Source organism: Lentzea sp. NBC_00516, from assembly GCF_036346835.1.
Lineage (GTDB): Bacteria > Actinomycetota > Actinomycetes > Mycobacteriales > Pseudonocardiaceae > Lentzea > Lentzea sokolovensis.
The window spans coordinates 4,268,271-4,288,909 of the sequence record NZ_CP107840.1 but is presented as its reverse complement, the minus strand read 5'-3'; the positions used below and the strand labels follow the sequence as shown (position 1 = coordinate 4,288,909).

The 20,639-nt window shown below is 69.7% G+C and carries 22 protein-coding genes; 10 read left to right on the top strand and 12 right to left on the bottom strand.

Annotated elements, in window-relative coordinates; all coding sequences use genetic code 11:
- Positions 1-120 precede the first annotated feature (120 nt).
- A complete protein-coding gene (locus OG205_RS19010) occupies positions 121-765 on the bottom strand; it encodes a hypothetical protein (RefSeq protein ID WP_330277568.1) in 645 nt (214 codons plus the stop codon).
- A gap of 187 nt (positions 766-952) precedes the next feature.
- Between OG205_RS19010 and OG205_RS19005 the strand changes: the two genes are divergently transcribed.
- From OG205_RS19005 to OG205_RS18990, 4 genes are read left to right on the top strand one after another with little or no spacing between them, the layout of a single operon-like run.
- Positions 953-3,103, top strand: coding sequence for a hypothetical protein (locus OG205_RS19005; RefSeq protein ID WP_330277567.1), 2,151 nt, complete (start codon positions 953-955; stop codon positions 3,101-3,103).
- A complete protein-coding gene (locus OG205_RS19000; protein WP_330277566.1) occupies positions 3,100-4,065 on the top strand; it encodes an AAA family ATPase in 966 nt (321 codons plus the stop codon). The genes OG205_RS19005 and OG205_RS19000 overlap by 4 nt, the downstream gene beginning before the upstream one ends.
- Positions 4,062-5,168 carry a DUF58 domain-containing protein gene (locus OG205_RS18995; protein ID WP_330277565.1) on the top strand — a complete coding sequence of 369 codons (1,107 nt, stop codon included), beginning with the start codon at positions 4,062-4,064 and terminating at the stop codon, positions 5,166-5,168. The genes OG205_RS19000 and OG205_RS18995 overlap by 4 nt, the downstream gene beginning before the upstream one ends.
- On the top strand, positions 5,165-7,162 hold the full coding sequence (locus OG205_RS18990; RefSeq protein WP_330277564.1) for a DUF3488 and transglutaminase-like domain-containing protein: 1,998 nt from the start codon (positions 5,165-5,167) through the stop codon (positions 7,160-7,162). Before OG205_RS18995 ends, OG205_RS18990 begins: the two co-directional genes overlap by 4 nt.
- Before the next feature lie 4 nt (positions 7,163-7,166).
- Here the strand turns inward: OG205_RS18990 and OG205_RS18985 are convergent, their stop codons facing one another.
- The 3 genes from OG205_RS18985 to OG205_RS18975 form a co-directional block, all read right to left on the bottom strand.
- Positions 7,167-7,601, bottom strand: a complete 435-nt coding sequence (locus OG205_RS18985) for a hypothetical protein (protein ID WP_330277563.1) — start codon at positions 7,599-7,601, stop codon at positions 7,167-7,169.
- 141 nt (positions 7,602-7,742) lie between these two features.
- Positions 7,743-9,347 (bottom strand): serine/threonine-protein kinase, encoded by a 1,605-nt coding sequence (locus OG205_RS18980; RefSeq protein WP_330277562.1) that lies wholly within the window; start codon positions 9,345-9,347, stop codon positions 7,743-7,745.
- 70 nt (positions 9,348-9,417) lie between these two features.
- On the bottom strand, positions 9,418-9,900 hold the full coding sequence (locus OG205_RS18975) for a DUF4230 domain-containing protein (RefSeq protein WP_330277561.1): 483 nt from the start codon (positions 9,898-9,900) through the stop codon (positions 9,418-9,420).
- A gap of 257 nt (positions 9,901-10,157) precedes the next feature.
- Between OG205_RS18975 and OG205_RS18970 the strand changes: the two genes are divergently transcribed.
- From OG205_RS18970 to OG205_RS18955, 4 genes are read left to right on the top strand one after another with little or no spacing between them, the layout of a single operon-like run.
- Positions 10,158-11,045 (top strand): proteasome assembly chaperone family protein, encoded by an 888-nt coding sequence (locus OG205_RS18970; protein ID WP_330277560.1) that lies wholly within the window; start codon positions 10,158-10,160, stop codon positions 11,043-11,045.
- 9 nt (positions 11,046-11,054) lie between these two features.
- Positions 11,055-11,414, top strand: coding sequence for an MmcQ/YjbR family DNA-binding protein (locus OG205_RS18965; RefSeq protein WP_093588201.1), 360 nt, complete (start codon positions 11,055-11,057; stop codon positions 11,412-11,414).
- Positions 11,387-11,815, top strand: coding sequence for a hypothetical protein (locus OG205_RS18960; protein ID WP_330277559.1), 429 nt, complete (start codon positions 11,387-11,389; stop codon positions 11,813-11,815). The genes OG205_RS18965 and OG205_RS18960 overlap by 28 nt, the downstream gene beginning before the upstream one ends.
- Positions 11,815-12,336 (top strand): YciI family protein, encoded by a 522-nt coding sequence (locus OG205_RS18955; protein ID WP_330277558.1) that lies wholly within the window; start codon positions 11,815-11,817, stop codon positions 12,334-12,336. Before OG205_RS18960 ends, OG205_RS18955 begins: the two co-directional genes overlap by 1 nt.
- Here the strand turns inward: OG205_RS18955 and OG205_RS18950 are convergent.
- From OG205_RS18950 to OG205_RS18930, 5 genes are read right to left on the bottom strand one after another with little or no spacing between them, the layout of a single operon-like run.
- Positions 12,333-12,788 carry a dihydrofolate reductase gene (locus tag OG205_RS18950; protein ID WP_330277557.1) on the bottom strand — a complete coding sequence of 152 codons (456 nt, stop codon included), beginning with the start codon at positions 12,786-12,788 and terminating at the stop codon, positions 12,333-12,335. The genes OG205_RS18955 and OG205_RS18950 overlap by 4 nt on opposite strands.
- On the bottom strand, positions 12,785-13,582 hold the full coding sequence (locus OG205_RS18945; protein ID WP_330277556.1) for a thymidylate synthase: 798 nt from the start codon (positions 13,580-13,582) through the stop codon (positions 12,785-12,787). The genes OG205_RS18950 and OG205_RS18945 overlap by 4 nt, the downstream gene beginning before the upstream one ends.
- Positions 13,583-13,595: 13 nt before the next feature.
- Complete coding sequence (locus tag OG205_RS18940) at positions 13,596-14,198, bottom strand: nitroreductase family protein (RefSeq protein ID WP_330277555.1); 603 nt, start codon at positions 14,196-14,198, stop codon at positions 13,596-13,598.
- The gene (locus OG205_RS18935; protein WP_330277554.1) at positions 14,198-15,289 is read right to left on the bottom strand and encodes an acyl-CoA dehydrogenase family protein; all 1,092 of its coding nucleotides are present in this window, start codon (positions 15,287-15,289) and stop codon (positions 14,198-14,200) included. Before OG205_RS18935 ends, OG205_RS18940 begins: the two co-directional genes overlap by 1 nt.
- A 22-nt stretch (positions 15,290-15,311) precedes the next feature.
- Positions 15,312-15,749 carry a MarR family winged helix-turn-helix transcriptional regulator gene (locus tag OG205_RS18930; RefSeq protein WP_330277553.1) on the bottom strand — a complete coding sequence of 146 codons (438 nt, stop codon included), beginning with the start codon at positions 15,747-15,749 and terminating at the stop codon, positions 15,312-15,314.
- 83 nt (positions 15,750-15,832) lie between these two features.
- On the opposite strand from OG205_RS18930, the gene OG205_RS18925 reads away from it, so the two are divergent.
- Positions 15,833-16,597, top strand: coding sequence for an SDR family NAD(P)-dependent oxidoreductase (locus tag OG205_RS18925; protein WP_330277552.1), 765 nt, complete (start codon positions 15,833-15,835; stop codon positions 16,595-16,597).
- A 52-nt stretch (positions 16,598-16,649) separates the two neighbouring features.
- Complete coding sequence (locus OG205_RS18920) at positions 16,650-17,435, top strand: aldo/keto reductase (RefSeq protein ID WP_330278189.1); 786 nt, start codon at positions 16,650-16,652, stop codon at positions 17,433-17,435.
- Between the two features lie 67 nt (positions 17,436-17,502).
- Here OG205_RS18920 and OG205_RS18915 read toward each other — a convergent pair whose 3' ends face one another.
- From OG205_RS18915 to OG205_RS18905, 3 genes are read right to left on the bottom strand one after another with little or no spacing between them, the layout of a single operon-like run.
- Positions 17,503-18,831 carry an ABC transporter permease gene (locus OG205_RS18915; protein ID WP_330277551.1) on the bottom strand — a complete coding sequence of 443 codons (1,329 nt, stop codon included), beginning with the start codon at positions 18,829-18,831 and terminating at the stop codon, positions 17,503-17,505.
- Positions 18,831-19,541, bottom strand: coding sequence for an ABC transporter ATP-binding protein (locus OG205_RS18910; protein ID WP_319973364.1), 711 nt, complete (start codon positions 19,539-19,541; stop codon positions 18,831-18,833). Before OG205_RS18910 ends, OG205_RS18915 begins: the two co-directional genes overlap by 1 nt.
- Positions 19,541-20,536 (bottom strand): efflux RND transporter periplasmic adaptor subunit, encoded by a 996-nt coding sequence (locus OG205_RS18905; RefSeq protein WP_330277550.1) that lies wholly within the window; start codon positions 20,534-20,536, stop codon positions 19,541-19,543. Before OG205_RS18905 ends, OG205_RS18910 begins: the two co-directional genes overlap by 1 nt.
- Positions 20,537-20,639: the final 103 nt, after the last annotated feature.

The window sequence follows — 20,639 nt, the reverse complement described above, 5'->3', positions numbered from 1 at the left end:
CCAGGTCGTTCTCTCCGTGACGGCCAGTGCGACGTTGATCGCCGCGAGCAGGCCGAACACGCTGGTCAGCAGCCACCAGGTCAGTTGATCTTCGCGTGCGAGAGCGGTCATGCGGGTGGGCTACCCGTTTTCCGGCTCCCTCACACCCTCTTCCTCTTCTTTTTTCTCGCCGCGGCGGCGCATGAACCCGAAGCCGGGGATGCCGAGGATCGCCTGGCGCATGTCGCTGGTGACCTCGAGCAGCTGGTGCACCTCGGGACCGACCTTGTCCAGGGTCGCGAGGATCGGCAGGATGTCGCTGGTCAGGTGCTCTGTCAGCACCGGCAGCTCGTCGACCAGCCTGATCGCGGCCTCGACCTCGTGCGGCGAGAGCTCGTCCACGAACCGCTTCGCGAGCGGCTGGGCCTGCTTGGCGAGCGGTTCGTACATGTCGATCAGTTCGTTGGCCGTGTTCGCGGTGCGGCCCGCCGTCGTGACGACCAGCCCGGCCCGTTCGGCCACGTCGCTCGCGCTCGTCGTGATCGCGCGGACCTCGTCGACGGCCTTTTCGGCGTCGGCCACGACATTGGCCGTGCGGTCGACCAGGTCGCCGGCTTTCGCGACGATGCCGTCGACGGCGTCGATCGTGCCGTTGACCTTGCGGACGAGTTGTTCGACCTCGCCGATCAGGCTCAGCACGCGGGCCGGAACGGCCGCGACGGCCACTGTCGTGTCGAGGGCGGTGTTGAGCGCCTGCTTGGCAAGTCCCATGCCGGGGATTTCCATGCGTCCACTCTGCCTTACGCGTTAGTCGATTTGGGGGAACGCCATTCGGTTTTCAAAACTGTCAGACCCCGTCATTACGCTTCCTGATGTCTGCCAGTCGGCTGACCGGGCGAACCGGGAACCATGCGCCGCCCGAAGTTGTCAGAGCCGGGGGTTAGCATCCCCGGCGGGCGAGGGAGGGCGCGTTATGTCTTGGTGGCACCGGATCAGACGCATTATCTCCGGTGGAGGGCGGGAATCGGCGAGTTTCGTCGCGGCACTGCTGGGTGTTCTGGTGCTCGCGGGCGCCGCGCTCGGACAGGGCATCTCGCGCACGTCGGTCGCGGTGTCGGACGGGCTCACCTGGCTGGGCGATGACCAGCGCGGCGAGGTCGTGCAGGTCAACCCCGTGTCGGGCAAGCCGCAGACGCGGTTGCAGATCAGCGGGCCCGACTCGCAGCTCGAGATCGCGCAGGAGGACGGCAGGCTGATCGTCCTGAACCGGCGCACTGGCGAGATCACCGTCATCGACCTCGCGACGCTGCTCGCCTCCGGCCGCAGGCAGGCGCCGCCCGGTGCGACGAGCAAGGTGCTGGTGGCGAACGGTCTGGTGTTCGTCGTCGACCGCGCGGCCGGCACCGTGCACACCGCCGATCCGTTGTCGCTGGCCGACATCGGGCAGACGTGGCAGGCAGGGCAGCCCCTGGCCGACGCCGTCGTGGACGAGCGCGGTGTGCTGTGGCTGGTCGACCACGGTGGCACGTTGCGCTCCCTGGACTGGTCGGACGACGAGGAGCGGTTCCAGGAACGCTCGCAGCGTCAGGTCACCGGTGCCGGCCCTCGTACCGTCCTGGTGCCGCACGACCAGGGCGTCACGCTCATTGGTCTCGACGGCGGTGTCGTGGTGCGCGACGGCACGGGTGAGGACGTCGACTCGTCCACCGCCCGCTCGGACGCCGAGGTGATCGCCGCGCAGACCTCGCCGCTGGGCCTGGTGCCCGCGTCGGTGCCGTCGTCCTCGGTCGTGGTGCTGGTCGTCGGTCGTGAGGTCCTCCGCGTCGACGTCGGCGCGATGGGGTGCCCGAATCCCGGGCGGCCCGCGGTGTTCCGCGACAAGGTCTACGTGCCCTGCAAGGGATCCGGCAAGGTCATCATTCTCGACCGGAGCGGTCAGCGCGGTGGCGACGACGTGCGCACCGCCGGCGGGTCCGACCCCGAGCTCGTGTTCGACGACGGCCGGTTGTTCGTCAACGTGCCCGGTTCCGCCACGGGTGTGCTGGTCGACGCGGACGGCGGGACGCGGTCGCTGACGATCCGCAGCCCCGAGGTTCCGGTGAAGGACCCGGACCGCTCGCCGCCGCCGTCCGTGCCGCCGCCCCCGCCGCCGAACCCGAACGAGCCGACGAAGCCGCCGCGCAACCCCGGACTCAACAACGGTCCGACCACCGAGGTGCAGCCTCCGCCCTCGACTACCGCTGCTCCGCCTTCCGCCGGTGGCACGGCTCCGGCCGCGCCTGCCGGGGTGACGGTGCGGGAGAAGTCTCGCAGCGCTTCGGCGCTCGTCGTGACGGTGAGCTGGAGCGCGGCCGCGTCGACCGATCCGGTCGTGGGGTACACGGTCGCGGGTTCCGGGTCGTTCAGCGGTGGTTCGGTGTCGGCCCAGGCGGCCGGTACATCCACTGATCTGTCGGTGCCGTGCACGGGTTCCACGTTCTGCACCAGCGGCAGGCTCGACGTGACGGTGCGCGCCTCGACGGCGTCGACGGCCGGTGCCGCGGGCATGGGTTCGTTCACGGTGACGCCGCCCGCGAACACCCCGCCGCCCAACACACCTCCGCCGAACACCCCGCCCCCGAACACGCCCCCGCCCAACACCCCGCCTCCGACCACGACCACGACGACGCCTCCTCCGCCACCGCCTCCGCCGTCGTTGCCGACCGCGGGTGCCGCGGTGATCACCTCGATCACCGGCGTCCGGACGGTGCAGACCCGCACCGTGAAGATGGCGCCGCCGGCGGACTGGGCGAGCCACAACGGGCGTTGCGAGGTCGTGAACCGGACGCAGGGCTACTCGGTCGGCATCGCCTGCAGCGCCACCAGCGCGCAGATCGACCTGGAGGAAGGCAGCAACTCGATCGTCGTGCGCGCCTACGCCGCGTCCGGTGCCGGGCAGGTCGACTCGGCGGCCCGCTCCGTGATCTTCACCTACGACGACTGCCTGCCGAACAAGCCGACCTGCATCCCGCGGATGGCACCGGCCGGTGCCGGCACCGCGCCGATGGGCGCGGGTGGGCTGGGTCTGCTGGCGTGTGCGTTCCTGCTGCGCATCGGTGTTCGTCGTGGAGAAGAGGACAAGTGATCGACACCGGTGAGGTTTCCGCCTTCCGCGACCTGCACACCCGTCTCGGTGACGCGGTCGAGAGCGCGGTGCGCGGCAAGCGCGACGTGATCGACCTGGTGCTGGTGGCGATGTTCGCGGGCGGCCACGTGCTGCTGGAAGACGTGCCCGGCACGGGAAAGACGACACTGGCGCGTGCCGTCGCCGGCGCGTTGGGCGGCCTGTCGCGGCGCGTGCAGTTCACGCCCGACCTGCTGCCGTCCGACGTCACGGGCACCTCGGTCTACGACCCGCAGACGGGCCAGATCCGGTTCCGGCCGGGTCCGGTGTTCGCGAACATCGTGCTGGCCGACGAGATCAACCGCGCGGCCGCCAAGACGCAGTCCGCGCTGCTGGAGGTCATGGAGGAGCGGACCGTCACGGTCGACGGCATCGGGCACGCCGTGCCGGACCCGTTCCTCGTGGTGGCGACGCAGAACCCGATCGACCTCGACGGCACCTACCGGCTGCCAGAGGCACAGCTCGACAGGTTCATGCTGCGCACCTCCATCGGCTACCCGTCGGTGGAGGACGAGCTGGACGTGCTGCGTCCCGGCAGCGGCGCGGGCCGGATCGCCGACGTGCGCACGGTGTCGTCGCCGCGCGAGATCAGTTCGTTCAGCGGACGGTTGCAGTTGCTGCACGTCGCCGACCCGATCCTGCAGTACATCTCGTCGGTGGGCACGGGTACCCGCACCGATGAACGGTTGCGGCTCGGCACCTCGACGCGTGGTCTGCGGACCCTCGTGCGGTGCGCGCAGGTGTACGCGGCGTCGAAGGGGCGGCATTTCGTTGTGCCGCAGGACGTTCAGGACATCGCGGAGCCGGTGCTGGCTCACCGCCTGGTGCTGACGCGGGAGAGCGTCCTGTCGGGCGTGACGACGGCCGAGGTGCTGTCCGACGTGCTGTCGCGCGTGGCGGTGCCCAAGCCCGCGGCGCAATGAGACTCACCCTGCGCGGCACCGGAACCGCGGTGCTGGGCCTGCTGATGCTCGGTGTCGGGCTGTGGTGGCGGTACGCGGGGATGGCGGCGTTCGGCCTGGCGCTGACCGCGCTGGTCATCGCCTCGATCGTCTCCGTGCTGGTCGCTTCACCGCTGTCGGTCTCGCGCACGGTCCGCCCGCGCACCGTGCCCCGGCTGGCCCGCTGCAACGGCCGCCTGGAGCTGTCCGCGACCGGGCGCTGGCCGGTGGCGCTGGACGCCGTCGACGTGGTGGCGGGCTCGCCGATGGACGTCGACGTGCCGTTGCTGACACCCGGCGCGGTCGAGGCCGTCGACTACGCGATCCCCACCGAACGTCGCGGCGTGTTCGACGTGGGCCCGTTGACGTTGCGGCGCAAGGGGATGGCCGGTCTGGCGCAGGCGCGCACCGTGCTGGGCGAGGTCGTCCAGGTGCGGGTCGTGCCGCGCGTGCTGCCGGTCCGCGGCCTCCCGTCCGGTGCCCGCCGGGGCCAGGTCGGCGCCGACGAACGCGTCGAGCGCGGCGGCACGGACCTGGTGGGACTGCGCGAGTACGTGCCGGGTGACGACCTGCGGCGGCTGCACTGGGCGACGTCCGCGCGCACCGGCACGCTGATGATCCGCGAGGACGCCGACCCGGCCCGTCCGCACCTGGCGGTGCTGCTGGACGACAGTGCTTCCTCGTACGCCGAGGAACAGCGCTTCGAGGAGGCCGTCGAGGTGGCGGCGTCACTCGTCACCTCGGCCCTGGAGCAGGGCCACCCGGTGCGGCTGCTGACGTCGTCCGGCGGCACCGACATGGAGGAACAGCAGGACTCGGCGCCGATCCTGTCCGCGCTGGCCGACCTGGAACTGCGGGACGTCGACGGCCGCCCGACCGTGCCGGTGCGCGATCTCGACGTGGTCGCCGTGATCAGCGGCAGGTCCGTTCCCGCGCTGGTGCTGGAGGCCGGGCGGGCCGCGTTCGGCGCGGTGCTCGTGGTGGACGAGAAGCGGCCGGTCAGCGCGGCGGGGTCGGTGCTGGTGATCAGCGGGGCGCGCGCGGAGGACCTGGTCGACTCGTGGAACGCGGTGGTGGCCCGATGAAGTTCGCGTGGGTTGCCGCCATTCTGCTGGTCGGTTCGCTCCAGCTCGCCCAGGCCTGGGACGGCGCGTTCGTCTACTTCGGACTCGCCGCCTTCGCCGGTTTCCTGGCCCTGTTGCTGAAACGCCTCGTCCCGGCAGGCCTCGCCGCTCTGGCAGTCATGGTGCTCGCGATGACGGGCGGGTTCTTCCTGGCCCGCGGCGCGTCCCCGGACCGCGACCCGACGTGGGTGCTGCTCGACACCGTGCCGAGGCTGCTCACCGCGGCCCGGCCCGCACCGGCGACGCCCGAACTGCTCGTGCCCGGACTGCTGCTGATCATCGGAATCTCCACGGGCATGGTGCTGTCGGTGACCAAGCGCGGCACGGCGTTGTTCGTGCCGGCCCTCGGCGCGGCCACCCTGTACGTGTCGGCGGCGCTGCTCACCACCGGCCGGGCAGATCGCTACGGGCTGGTGGCGCTGACGCTGGTCGTGGTGCTCGCGCTGGGATGGCTGATCATCGACCGGCGCGGGCCCGTGGTGCCACCGGCGGTGCTCGCCACCACGCTGGCCGCGCTGACGTTGCTGGCCTTCGTGTTGCCCACCAACGGGTTCGAGCCGCGCAAGCTCGTCACGCCACCCGTCACCGACCTCGCCCTCTCGAACCCGCTGCCGCAGCTCGCCTCGTGGGCTGCGCAGGGGGACACAGAACTGTTCCGGATGCGCGGACCCGAGGTGCCGGTGCGGCTGGTGACGCTGAGCCGCTATTCGGGGGCGTCGTGGGAGGCCGCGTCGACGTACGGGCCGCTCGGGGTGGTGGACGCGCCGGACCTGCCGACCGGCGGGAAGTTCCAGGACGCGAGCGTCGATCTGCAGATCACCGGGCTGAAAGGGGAGTGGCTGCCGGGGGTCGGGAAGCCGCAGGCGGTGTCCCTGAGCGACGCGATGGTGGATCCGGACACCGGGTCACTTGTCGTGGCCGAGGGTCTCAAGACCGGGCTGAGCTACACCGTGCGCGGCGTCGTCGAGACGCCGGCCGACACCGATCTCGCCGAGGCCCAGGTTCCTTCCAGCGCAACGAAGTACACGGCGTTGCCGCGGCTGCCGTTCACGCTGGCGGACTACGCGCGGCAGGCGACGCAGAACGCGCGCACGCCGTACGAGAAGGCTGTTGCGCTGGAACAGGTCGTGCGGCTCAACCGCCGGCCGGACGCCGAGGCGCCGGTCGGTTCGTCCTACGCGAGGCTGGAGACGTTCCTGTTCGGCGCGGCGGGCGAGTCCGGCGCGGGCGCGGGGACGGCGGAGCAGTTCGCGTCGGCCTACGCGGTGCTCGCACGGGCCGTCGGGCTGCCGACGCGGGTGGTGGTCGGGTTCCAGCCGGTGCCCGAGCAGAACGGTGAACGGATCGTGCGCGCCGCCGACGCCACCGCGTGGCCGGAGGTGTACTTCAGCGGGTGGGGCTGGGTCGCGTTCGATCCCGTGTCCGGCAACGGAAGCGGGCCCAGTGCCGCCTCCAAGCGCGAGGTGCTGAACCGGCTCGCGTCGACCACCGCGAAGCCGACGCCGACCTCGTTGCCGTCGGTGCCGCCACTGGTGCAGCCGACCGCGGTGCGGGGCGACCAGGTGGCCGCGCCCGAGGCGCCGAAGGGTTTCCCGTTCTGGGTGTTCACGCCGGTGCTGCTGCTCGTCGGGCTGTACGTGGCACGGACTTCGCGGCGCGTCCGGCTGCGTGCGGCCGGACCGGTGGGAGCGTGGCACGAGGTGCTCGACGCGCTGCAGCTCGCGGGACTGCGGCCGAAGCCGAGCCGCACCGTGCCGGACGTCGCGCGCGAGTGGGGAGAGGCGGGCGCACAACTGGCCGTTCTGGTCGACCAGGCCGCGTTCGCGCCGCAGCCGGTCGTGGGCGAGAACAGCTGGCGGCTGGCCCGCCAGGTGAAGAAATCGGTGCGGCGCAAGGCTTCCTGGTGGCGCCGGGTGGTGTGGGCGATCGACCCGCGGCCGTTGTTCCGGCGCTGACGGATCAGCGCACCACCTGTGCCGGAATGCAGTTCTTCCCGATGACCTTGAACAGCGCCTCGCAAAGCCCGGGCGCTGTGTCGGACGGGAACGGGCCGAGCCAGATGAACTGCGTGAACCGCGTGTCCTCGGGGACGATGACCGGGCAGACGTCGTCCCGTCTGGTCAGCAGCGCGGTTTGGCCGCGCAGTGCGGGGTTCGCGCTCTCACGATGCTTCACCCACATCGTTTCGTAGTCCAGCAGCACCTGGACTTCCGACTGGGGCATCGCGCCTTCCAGCGAGTGCAGCACGAGGACGGACGAGCCAGGGTCGCAGGGCATGTCCGTGTATTCGAGCTGATCGGGCACAGCGGGGGAAGTGGGCGAGGCGCCCGTGTTCTGCTGGGACTCCGACTGCAGGTTGCCGCCGATCAGCATGCCGATCCCGATGCCGACCACGAGTGGAATGACCGCCCACACAATGAGAATGCGGCGTTTTCGTTGTCGAGCGAACATCGGTGGGCCGGCATAACGAGCGCTTTGCACCGGGGCAACCTACGCCAGTTCGTGCGCGCGCAACAACAACGGTCGTGAATAAGGTCAGTTCTTGTTGGCACAGACCTTTGCGGAGCTGCCACGTTCGCCGTTGTAGCCGAACGCCGCGATCTGGAAGCACCGCCGGTCGCCGCCACCGTCCTCGATGACGTACTTCGTGCCGCCGCCCGTCACCCGCGTCACGGCGTTCGGCTTGGCGCCCGTCACGTCGACCACCACGAACTCGGCCTTGCCGTCGCTGGGATCGCTCCATTCCAGCTCGATCGCCCTGCCCTGGTACTCGGCGCGCTTGAGGACCGGGACGAACCTCGGGTCGGTGTTCGGTGACGGTCCCGCGTCGGCGGAGTCCGAGGTCGACACGGGCGGTGTCGTTGTCGTCACTGGTGGTTGGGCCTGCTGACGGTCGTCGTCCCGGTTCAGGAAGATGCCCGCGGCGAGCCCGCCGGTCACCGCGATCACGGCCAGCAACGCCAGCACCGCGCCGCGTTTGCTCTTGCGGACCGGTGCGGTCATCGGTTCGACGGGAGGCAGATCTACTGTCGGTAGCACCGCGACCGGTTGCGGCCGGGGAGGCGGTGGCGGGATGAGGTCGTGCTGCCGGTAGGTCAGGTCTTCGAGCCTGCCCTGCCACGAGTCGTCGCGCTCTTGTTCCGGTTCGGGTTCCGGTTCCGGCTCGGGCCTGAACCCGCGCGGCCCGAAACCGGGCGCCTCTGTCGGGCCTTCCGGGTAGTAGTCGGGGCGTTCGCCCAGCATCGCCGTCGCGTCGGGGTCCACAGTGGACAGCGAGGTGCCGGAGTTCACCGCCATCAACGCGTCGCGCAGTTCCAGCGCGGAGCCGAAGCGCTCGGCCCGGTCCTTGCGCAGGCAGCGCCCGATCACGGCGACGAGCGCCGCCGGCACGTCGAACCGGGTGAGCGACCGGGGTTCGCCGCTGCCGACCCGGCCGACGTAGGAGAGCAGCGTGTCCTCGTCCGGGTTGTCCGAGGCGAACGGCGGTTTGCCCTCCAGCAACGTGAACAGCGTCGAGCCGAGCGACCAGATGTCGTCGGCGAACGACGGTGCGGCACCCTCCAGCATCTGCGGAGCGGCGTGCCGGTAGCTGACCATCTGCAGTGACGCGGAATGTCCCGCGTCGGCACCGCGCGCGATGCCGAAATCGGCCAGCACGTACGAAGTCGGGAGCACCAGGACGTTCTGCGGCTTCACGTCGCGATGCAGGATGCTCTGGCCGTGCGCGAACGCCAGCGCGTCCGCCACCGCGATGCCCGCCGCCACCACGTCCTGGACGGGCAACGGGCCCATGGCGCGCAACCGGTCGTGCAGCGAGCCGCGTTCGTAGAACTCCATGACGATGCACGGACGGCCGTCCGGGAGCGTGCCCGTGTCCAGCACCGTGACGATGTGCGGGTGCTGGCGGCCGAGTTCGACGGTGATGGCCAGCTCACGGCGGAAGCGCGTCACCGTGGCCAGGTCCGTCACCTGCAACACCTTGACCGCGACGTCGCGGCCCAGGCCGTCCTGACGGGCGCGGTAGATCGTGCCCTCGCCACCCTGCGCGATCACGCGGAAGCCGCTGTAGCCGGGCAACGCGATCTCCGGCGCCTGCGCAGCACCCTGCGCGGGCGCCCAGGCCATCAGATCGTCTTCCACCGGCGGATCCTATCCCGGAGCGAGTGGGTCACCGCTGAACGTTCGTCCGGAAAGGCTCGCAAGGTTCGAATCAGTCGCCGACGACCTTCACCTGGAATCCCAGTGCCTGCAACATTCCCGTCAGCATCACGCGGGTGTTGTCCTCCGCCCGCTTGAGGATCTCCGACTTCTGCGCGGCCTCGGTGAGCTTGGCCTCCGCTGCGATGTAGAACCGTTGCTGGTCAGGAGGTCCCGCCAGCGCCTGCAGGTCGTTGATCAGGCCGCGTTCCTGGCTGAACACGTACGACCTGTCGTGGTGCAGGTTCGGTTTGTCCAGCTGGGGCTTTGGCACGCGCAGTTCGACGGTCTTGCCGTCCGGGGACAGGATCAGCCCGTCGTCCTTGAGCGTTCCCAGGTCCACGAAGGCGTTGACGGACCCGGCCGCGACGAACAGCGTGCGTTCGCCGGCCAGCGCGGCAGGCACCCACTTCACGTCGTTCTCGATGTCCAGCACGACCTGGAACTCGCCCGCGGCGGCGTGGTACTGGCTCAGGTCCCGCACCGACTTCAGCATCGCGGGCTGGCTGCGATCGATCGATTCGTCACCGAAGGGTTTTATTTGTGCAAAACCGAACGCCGCCGCTCCGAGGAGAATGAGGACGGCCGCGACCAATGCTCCACGCGTCACCCAGCGCCTATACACCGTGTTGGAGTACCCGTGAGGTGATGCGCGCACACGGTCCGTATGGGCTAATCGACCCGAGCGGAATCAGTTCCGTGTCCACGTGGTTGGCTTGGACGAGACGAGAGCGACAGTTCAGGAGGCGTGCGGTGGACCCGGAGAACCTGTACGAGGTGGACTCGGAGGTCCCGGACCTCACGGGTGCGGTGCTGCTGCACCACTTCGAGGGCTTCATGGACGCCGGTGCCGCGGGCCGTCTGCTCACCGAGCACCTGCTGGAGACCCTCGAAAGCCGCGTCGTCGCGCGTTTCGACATCGACGGCCTGATCGACTACCGGTCCCGCCGCCCGCTGATGACCTACGCGACCGACCACTGGGAGGACTACGCCGCCCCGGAACTGGTCGTGCACCTGCTGTGGGACAGCGCGGGCCACCCGTTCCTGCTGCTCACCGGCCCTGAGCCGGACCGCGGCTGGGAGGCGTTCATCAAGGTGGTGCAGTCGCTGATCGACCGCTGGGGCGTGCGTCTGACCGTGGGCTTCCACGGCATCCCGATGGGCGTGCCGCACACACGGCCGTTGAACGTCATCGGCCACGCCACGCGCCCCGAGCTCGTGTCGGAGTACCAGCCGTTCTTCAACCGCGTGCAGGTGCCCGGCAACGTCTCCGGGCTGCTGGAGTTCCGCCTCGGCCAGGCCGGCCACGACGCGATGGGCTTCGCCGCCCAGGTGCCGCACTACCTGGCGCAGTCGCAGTACCCGACCGCCGCCGTGACCCTGCTCGACGCCCTCGCCCGCGCCACGGGCCTCGCACTGCCCATCGGCTCGCTGGTCGACGCCGCGCAGGCCGCCGACGCCGAGATCCACCGGCAGGTAGCGGACTCCGAGGAGGTCGCCCAGGTGGTGGAAGCGCTCGAGCGGCAGTACGACGCCTTCATCCAGACTGTGGGAAACACCGACCTCCCCAGCGCGGACGAACTGGGGGCCGAGTTCGAACGGTTCCTGGCCGAGCAGCAGCGTCCGCCGGACCACCTGTAGGAGCTTGCGATGGCCACCTGGGACGACGTGCACCGGATCGCGACCTCCATGCCTGATGTCACGGAGCGGGTGCGAGAGGGTGTCGTCGACTGGAGGGTCAAGGACAAGCTGTTCGTCTGGGAACGGCCGCTGCGCAAGACCGACCTGTCGGCGCTGGGCGCGGCGGCCCCGTCCGGCCCGATCCTGGCCGCCCGCGTCCCGGACCTCGGGGCCAAGGAGGCGTTGCTGGCGTCGGACCACTCGGTCTACTTCACGACGCCGCACTTCAACGGGTATCCGGCGATCCTGGTGCGGCTGGAACACATCGAGGTGGGGGAGTTGGAGGAGTTGATCGTGGAAGCGTGGCACGCGAGGGCACGGCGCCGGTGACGCTGACGAAGTGGATCCGCGAGGTCGCGGACGAGCCGTTGCTGCTGAAAGGTGATCTCCAGGCTCAGGCGGAGGAGAACACCTGGTCGCTGGGCATGGCCAGGGGGGAGACACCCGTGGCGGCGGAGGTGGTCGCCGCGTTCGAGGAGACCGCGCGACGGCTCGGTGAGCGCGTGACCGCGATGGAGCGGACCGCGACCTTCTACGTCTGGGTCGACGTGCAGGCAGGGCACTTGAAGTGTTCGACGACCTCGGCGAAGAAGGACGCGCTGCCGTTCGGCGCGAAGGTCGATCCGGACGCGACGCTCGCGGCCGTCGTCGGTGACTACCTCGCCGGTGACTGGCCGGAAACGGACGAGGACTTCGTCCTTCCCGTGTGGACCGTCGAGGTCGGGCTCTAGTGGAGTTCCTCTGCTACCACCGGGATCGGCCCGGTTCGATGCCGCTGCGCTCGGCCCTGATCCAGGAGCACTGGTCCTACATGGACGGGTTCGAGCTCATCGCTCGAGGCCCGACGTTCGCAGGCGATGTGGTCACGGGCAGCGTGCACGTCGTCGACGTGCCGGACGCGGCGGCGGCTCGTGCGTTCGCGTTCGACGAGCCCGTCTACCAGGCGGGTGGCTACCGGGACGTGCTGGTGCGCAGGTGGCGCAACGTGCTCGGGCGCACGATGTGGGACTTCCCCGGCGGCCGCGAGGGTGGCGGCCACCTGGTGCTCGGGTTCGGCTCCGGAGAGCCCGCCGACCTCGTTCCCGCGCGGCCGGAAGAGCTGATCGCCTACGGGCCGTTGCTCTCGGACGACAGCAACGCCTGGCTGGGCACGGCGGCGCTGGTCAGGTCGGCGGACCCGGCCTCGGTCCTGACCGCGGACCGGTACGACGCCGTCGAGGTGCACGAGTGGGAGTTCGGCGGCCGTCGCTAGTAGCTGACGAACCGGTAGTGCAGGCCGGTGCTCGACTCCAGCCACTCACCGACGCTGACCGGCTCACGGTCCACGACGGGTGCGTACGTGTCGCCCTCGAAGATCTCGCGGATCTCGGTCACCTCGACGCGGTCGGCGAACGGCAGCGTGGCCGCGTATACCGCCGACCCGCCCATCACCCACAGGTCGCCGGTGACGTCGGCCAGGGCCTTCTCCAGGCTGTCGAACGTCTCCGCGCCTTCCTGCTCGGTGCGCGACAGCACCAGGTTGCGGCGGCCCGGCAGCGGCCGGAAGCGCGGCGGCAGCGACTCCCAGGTGCGGCGTCCCATGAGGACGGCCGAGCCCGCGGTGATCTCCCGGAAGTGCTTCATGTCCTCGGGCACGCGCCAGGGGATGGCGTTGTCGCGGCCGATCACGCGGTCGGCGGTCTGGGCCCAGATCAGCCCGATCACACCGCCACCGGAGCCTTGATGCCGGGATGCGGGTCGTAGCCCTCGATCGTGAAGTCCTCGTAGGCGTAGTCGAACAAAGATGCCGCAGGCGCCATCTTCAGCGCGGGGAACTCGCGCGCGTCACGGCTGAGCTGGAGTTCGACCTGCTCGACGTGGTTGTCGTAGATGTGGCAGTCGCCGCCGGTCCAGATGAAGTCGCCGACGCCGAGGCCGGTCTGCGCGGCGATCATGTGCGTCAGCAGCGCGTAGGAGGCGATGTTGAACGGCACGCCGAGGAACAGGTCGGCGCTGCGCTGGTAGAGCTGGCAGGAGAGCTTGCCGTCCGCGACGTAGAACTGGAAGAACGCGTGGCACGGCGGCAGCGCCATGTTCGAGATCTCGCCGACGTTCCAGGCGGAGACGATGATCCGGCGCGAGTCCGGGTTCGTCTGCAACGTCCTGAGCACTTCGGCGATCTGGTCGACGTGCCCGCCGTCCGGGGTCGGCCACGACCGCCACTGCACGCCGTAGACCGGGCCCAGCTCACCCTCGGGAGAGGCCCACTCGTCCCAGATGGACACGCCGTGCTCCTGCAGCCAGCCGACGTTGCTGTCGCCGCGCAGGAACCACAGCAGCTCGTACGCGATCGACTTGAAGTGCACGCGCTTCGTCGTGATCAGCGGAAAGCCGGCGGCGAGCGGGTAGCGCAGCTGGTGGCCGAAGATCGACCGCGTGCCGGTGCCGGTGCGGTCCTCCTTGCGCACGCCCTCCTTCAGGACGTGGCGGAGCAGGTCTTCGTACTGCGTGTCGGGCATGAACGCACCCTAACTAATTCCAGCGGTCGAACGACGTCACCTCCGCCACGTCGCGTCGTACGGCCACGGAGAACTTCTCGGCGGGGTGGCCGAGCGGGACCATCGCGGCGATCTCCCAGCGCTCCGGCACGCCGAGCAGTTCCAGCGTCTCGGCCTGATGCACTCTGATCACCGTGGTCAGCGTGGTGCCGAGCCCCAACGCGCGCGCCGCCAGGCAGAAGTTCTGCACGGCCGGGTAGACCGACGCGTGCACCGGCCCGATGTCGATGCCCTCCACCAGCGACGGCAGCCGCGGCATGAGGAAGAACACGATCACCGGCACGGACGCGAGGGTGTCGGCGAGGTGGTTCGCGGAGCGGCCGATCCGCAGGCCGACGGCGTCAGTGCGTTCGGGCGCCATCCCGGCGTAGCGGGTGAACGCGCTGCGGTACAGCTTGCCCACCTCGGCGCGCACGTCAGGATCGGTGACGACCAGGTACCGCGTGGGCTGGACGTTGCCGCCGGACGGCCCCTGCTGCGCTGCCCGCAGACACGTCCACACGTCGTCGACGGCCACGGGCTCGTCGGTGAACCGGCGGATCGCCCGCGTCGTCATGATCGCTTCGAGCGCGTCCATCAGAACCTCGTCATGTCCGGGGCGAGCCCCAGCTTGAGCATCGAGTAGGTCTCCAGCATCCGCCGCGACACCACCGTGTGCTGCGCGGCCACGTGCACGTCGCGCAGGCAGCGCTGCAGAGCGGACGACTCGAACACCGAACTGCCGCCGCCCGCCGCGAACGCCTTCTGCGTCACGTCCGTGGCCTCGCCCGAGGCGAACGAGCAGGCCAGTCGCAGCCGTGCCTTCACGGGGTCCGCGGCGGCGGCACCGGTCAGCGCCGCGTCCCAGGCCGAGCTCAGCGCCTCGTGCAGGAACGCCGTCGCCGACGACAGCCGTGCCTCCATCAGCGCGAGTTCGATCTGCACGCCGGTCTGCTCCGCGAGGCGGGACGTCGCGTACTGCGGCACCTTCTCGACGGCCAGCGCCTCGATCTCGTCGATCGCGCGGCGGGCCACGCCCAGGCACACGGACGCGACGCCCACGGCCAGGAAGCTGAAGTAGGGGAACACCGTGATGGGGCCCTCGATGCCGGGCGTGATGCCGATCGGCCACACCGCACGACGTGACGGCAAGAAGGCGTCCGTGAGAGAGAACTCGTGCGAACTGGTCGCGCGCAGGCCGGCGGCGTGCCACGTGTCGTGGATCGTCACGTCCTCACGTGGGTACACGGCCAGACGCGGGCCCACGGGTGTGAGCGTGCCACCGATGACCCACGACGAGTGAGTGACGGCGCTGCCCCAGCCCCAACGACCGGTCACGCGATAACCGCCGTCGGCTTCCACGGCCTTCCCCAACGGCGCGGCGGTGCCCGCGATCAACGCGCGCGGGTCGCCGAACACCTCGTCGGCGGCGTCGGAGGGCAGGTACCAGGCCAGCGACGACGAGATGGTGGTCGTCATCGCGGTCCAGCCGGTCGAGGCGTCGGACCGCGACAGCTCCTGGACCTCCCGGCTCCAGTCGGGCAGACCGAGTTCGGCGCCGCCGTAGCGCTTCGGGGCGATCAGGCGGTGCACGCCGTGGTCGACGAGCGCGGCCAGCACCGGTTCGGTGAGGGCGCGCTGCTGTTCGGCCAACGGCGCCTCGGCGCGGATCAGGGCGTGGAGATCCATGCGCGCGATCTTGCTCCAGCGGCTACAGCTTGGCGAGCGCCTCAACGAGTGGCTTGAGCTCCGGAACGTCCCCGGCCTCCGACAGCGACGCGGAGAGCACCTCGTCGTGCGTGGGTCGGGCGAGCGCGAGCAGCTCGTGGCCCTTCTCGGTGACCTCGGTGTAGATGCCGCGCCGGTCGGTGGGGCAGAGGTAGCGCGACAGCAGGCCACGGTCCTCGAGTCGCGTGACCAGGCGCGTTGTGGCTGACTGGCTGAGCACCACGGCGTTGGAGAGCTGGTTCATCCGAAGGTGGAACCCGTCCTGGCGGTTGAGGACGTCCAGAACGGTGTACTCGCTGACGGAGAGTTCGTGGCCTTTCTGCAGCGCCCGTTCGAGGCGGTCCTCGATGCGCGCGTGCAACGCCGCGAGCGTGCGCCATCCCTGTGCGCGCGCCTGGACGGCGTCGTCGTCCAGTGACATAGGTCAACCCTTCTCGAATAGACAGCGTGTGCAACTATTGCGTACGCTTGTAATCGTCTTCAACAAGTCTACCGGGGAGAGACATGGATCTGTCGGGACGCACGGCACTTGTGACGGGCTCCACCGCCGGCATCGGCTTCGCCACCGCCGAAGGGCTGCTCAAAGCGGGTGCCACCGTCGTCATCACCGGCCGCGCCGAGGACCGCGTGGCCGAGGCGGTCGGCAAGCTCAGCGCCCACGGTGACGTGCGCGGCGTCGCGGCGGACCTCGCGACTGCCGAGGGCGCGGCCGAACTCACCGGCCAGGTGCCCGACGTGGACGTGCTCGTCAACAACCTGGGCATCTACGGCGCGAAGCCGGTCTTCGAGATCGACGACGCCGAGTGGCAGCGGTTCTTCGACACCAACGTCATGTCCGGCGTCCGGCTTGCCCGGCACTACACGCCCCGCATGGTCGAACGCGGCTGGGGCCGGGTCATCTTCGTGAGCAGCGAGTCCGGCGTCTTCACGCCGACCGAGATGGTCCATTACGGCATGACGAAGACCGCGCAGATCGCCATCTCGCGCGGCATGGCCCAGGAGGTCAGGGGCACCGGCGTCACCGTGAACTCGGTGCTGCCCGGCCCGACCCTCACGCCCGGCGTCGAGGAGTTCATCCGCGAGCGCGTCGGCGACGGCGGTGAGGCGGAGTTCGTCCGCACCGAACGGCCGACCTTGTTGCTGGGCCGCCTGATCCGCCCCCACGAGGTCGCGAACCTCATCACCTACGTCGCGTCGGACCTGTCGTCCGCGACGACCGGAGCCGCGTTGCGCGTCGACGGCGGCACCGCTCCGACGCTCATCCCCTGATCACAGTAAGGATCTCGCTTTGAACACCGTGAAGCTCAACAACGGCGTCACCATGCCCCAGCTCGGTTTCGGCGTCTGGCAGGTGCCGGACGTGGAGGCCACCCCCGCCGTCGCGGAGGCGCTGAAGGCCGGATACCGCAGCATCGACACCGCCGCGGCCTACGGCAACGAGGCAGGCACGGGTGCCGCCATCGCCCAGTCCGGTGTGGACCGTGACGACGTCTTCGTCACCACCAAGCTCTGGAACGACGACCACGGCTACGACTCGACGAAGCGCGCGTTCGACGTGTCGCTGAAGAAGCTCGGCCTGGACGTGCTCGACCTGTACCTGATCCACTGGCCGACCCCGGCCCGCGACAACTACGTCGACACCTGGAAGGCGTTCGTGGAGCTGCAGAAGGAGGGCCGCGTCCGTGCGATCGGCGTGTCCAACTTCCAGCCAGAGCACCTGAAGCGGCTGATCGACGAGACCGGCGTCGTGCCGGCGGTCAACCAGATCGAGGTGCACCCGTACTTCCAGCAGAACGAGGTGCGCGCGTTCAACGCCCAGCACGGCATCCAGACCGAGGCCTGGTCGCCGCTCGGCCAGGGCGGCGAGCTGCTGAGCGACCCGGTCGTCCAGAAGATCGCTCTCGCGCACGGCAAGTCGGCCGCGCAGATCGTGCTGCGCTGGCACCTGCAGATCGGCAACGTCGTGATCCCGAAGTCCGTGACGCCGTCCCGGATCCAGGAGAACATCGACGTGTTCGACTTCGAGCTGCCGGACGCCGAGATCGAGGCGCTGTCCACTCTGGACCGCGGCGGCCGCATCGGCCCGAACCCGGACGAGCTCAACTAGTTCCCGGCAAATACGAAGCCCCGGCCCGCATGATCGCGGTCCGGGGCTTCGTCGGCAACGAGCCGCCTCAGGCTCGCATGACTGTGGCGATCGGGATCCGCGCCGCCCGGATGGCCGGGATGAGCCCGCCCAGCACACCGGCGATGAGGCCCGCGATCACACCGGCGACACCCGCCTCCCACGGGAAGGTGGTGCCCGCCAGCGACGGGAAGCGGCTGCCGAACATCATCAGCGCCACCTGCAACCCGGCGGCGCCAGCGCCGATCGCGAGCGCGGCGGTCAGCAGACCCGTCAGCAACGTCTCGGCGAGCACGATGCCCGCCAGCAGCAGCCGGGACATGCCGACCGCGCGGCGCAGCGCGAACTCCTCGACGCGCTCACCGACCGTGGCGAGGCCGACGTTCAGGATGCCCGCGACACCGATCAGCAGCACCATGAACGCCATGCCGAGGAAGATCAGTCGCATGATCCGCAGCTCGGACTCCATGCGCTCCTTGGACTTCACCGCCTGGAACTGCATCTGCTCCTGCGGCAGGCCCGCGCCGACGAGCTTGGCCTTGAGCAGCTGCTGCAGGTCGTCCGTGCCCGGCTGCATGAACAGCTCGAGGCTCGTGCCGCCGCCGCGGTACTGGTTGGCGTTGCTGGTCGCGGTGGCCGACGGCATCCACGTGCGCAACTCGTCGAGCCGCATGTAGACGCGCGGCTGCATGTCGCCGTCCTGCACCACGCCGATGATCTGCGGCGTCACGTGGTGGGTGGCGCCCTCGATCGTCATCTCGCCGGGGACGCGGTACTGCCGCAGACCCTTGGCGGCTTCCTCGTTCAGCACGATCCGGGGAGCGAGCGACGGCTCGGTCCCGAAGTCGAGCCAGCTGCCGGAGACCGGTCGGAACGGCTTGAACGGGCGGATGTCGCCGGTCAGCGCGACCATGTTGACCTCGATGGCCTGGCCGTCCGGCTTCTTCTCCGGCTCCTTCTGCTCCTGGCACGTGCCGTTGGAGTCGCAGATCATCCGCGGGCCGTAGTAGTTCCCGCCCTGGCCGGCGTACTCGAACGGCATGCCGCCCTCGTTGATCGGCCGCACGCCGGGCTCGCCGATGATCGCGTTCGAGCTGATCATCGCGACGGCGTCGGTGCGGCCCTTGAACGTCGACTCGACGATCGCCGGCGCGCCCTTCTCGCCGGGGACGTAACCCCGGATCGTGCCGTCCTTGCCCGACTGCAGTTCGACGTCCGTGAGCATCGCGCGTTCGGCGATCTCGGACCCCGCCTGCACGGCCACGACGGCGAGAACACCCAGGAACAGCGAGACCATCGAGAGGAACGTGCGCAGTTTTCGGGCGCGGATGCCCTGTCCGCCGATGACCAGGGCGGACCGGAACTTGCCGGAAAGCATCAGTTGAACCGCCCGTCGCGGAGCTCCATCACGCGGCCCATCTTGCGCGCGTGGTCGTGGTCGTGCGTCACCAGCACGAGGCCACAGCCCTGCCTGGTCGTGTTGAGCAGCACCTCGACGACGAGGTTGCCGGTCTCGGTGTCGAGCGCACCAGTCGGCTCGTCGGCGAGGATGATCCGCGGCTGCCGCACGAGTGCGCGGGCGATCGCCACGCGCTGCTGCTCACCACCGGAAAGCCTGGTGGGCTTGGACTTCGCGAGGTGCGCGATGCCGACCTGCTCCAAAGCCTCCATCACCAGCTGCTTGCGCTTGCGCCGCGCCGACCAGCCCTGGCCGTTCACCAGTGCCATCGCCACGTTCTGCGCCGCGGTGAGGTGCTTGAGCAGGAAGAAGCGCTGGAAGACGAACCCGAACTCCGCGCTGCGCAACGCCGCGGCCCTGCGTTCGGGCAGCTTCGTGATGTCGTTGCCGTGCAGGAAGTACTGGCCCTCGTCGGCGCGGTCGAAGAGCCCGATCAACGACAGCAGCGTCGACTTGCCGGAGCCGGAACGGCCGAGGATCGCCACGCTCTGTCCAGGATGGACGGTGAAGTCCACACCGGACAGGATCGTGCGCGGTTCCCCTTGGCCCTTGAGAACTTTGGTGATGCCGTTGAGCTGCAGCAGCGGTGCCTGCACCTGAACCGTGGGTTGATCGAAGGACTGCGTCATCACGGACCCGTCGGCTTGGTCTGGTCGCCGCCCTGCTGCTGACCCTCTGGCAGGTTCGGGCCCGGCACGGCCAGTTCCTCGTCGCCGGTGAGACCCGACTTGATCTCGATGACCTTACCGTCGGTGAGCCCCAGCGTCACGTCCGTGGTGCGGCGCGCGCCGTCTCCCGCGATGACGTCGACCTTGCCCTTGCCCTGCGCGCCCGCGACGGCCTCGACCGGGACGACCAGCGCCTGCGCCGACTTGCCGGTGGTGACCTCGATCGACGCGGTGGCACCGTTGATCATCTGCACGTCCGCCGGCGCGGTGCACACGATGCGCAGGCCCGTGGAGCCGCTCGGCTGCTGCGCCTGGTCCTTGGGCTGCTGCTGCGGCTGGTCCTTCTTCTCGTCCTTCTTCTCGTCCTTGGTGTCCGGCGTGACCGGCGGCTTCTCCGGGATCGTGCCCTGTGGCAGCGCGGCGATCGTGCCGAGCACCGCGCACGGGAACGGGCCGGGGCCGTTCTTGATCTGCACCACCACGTCGGTGAGCGCGCCGTTGATCTTGTACGCCTGCTGGCCGTCGATGTCGCCGACGATCGCGTAGCCGACGTGCTTGGCCGACGCGATCGGCATGCCCGCCGTCACCGTCGCCTTGTCGTCGACGAGCCTGCCGCTGAACGTGGATCCGGGCGGCGCCTCGACGTAGTTCGGCGTCTGGTCCTTCCACACCGTGGCGACCCGGATGGGCCTCGTCGGCGTGCCGTTGGGCGCCGGGATGTCGAAGTACCGCACCTCGCCCGCGACCGGCGCGACGAGCCCGAACGTCGGGTTCATCTCGACCTTGCCGGTGATGCTGATCTTGGTGGTCAGGTCCTGCCTGGTGGGCTTGACCTTGGTCATCGGCGTGCCGCGCGGCGCCAGCTCCGGATTGGTCTGGTCCGGACCTGACGGACTGCACGCCGCCACGGCCACCGTGACCAGCGCGCACAGCGGCGCGAGAACAATTTTGCGCACGAACGTCCCCCATGTCGTTTCGACCAACCTACCGATAAGGACACCTGATAGGTCCATGAGGTTGCATCAGTCTTTCGGCCGATGTCCCTCGACGTTTCGGCCC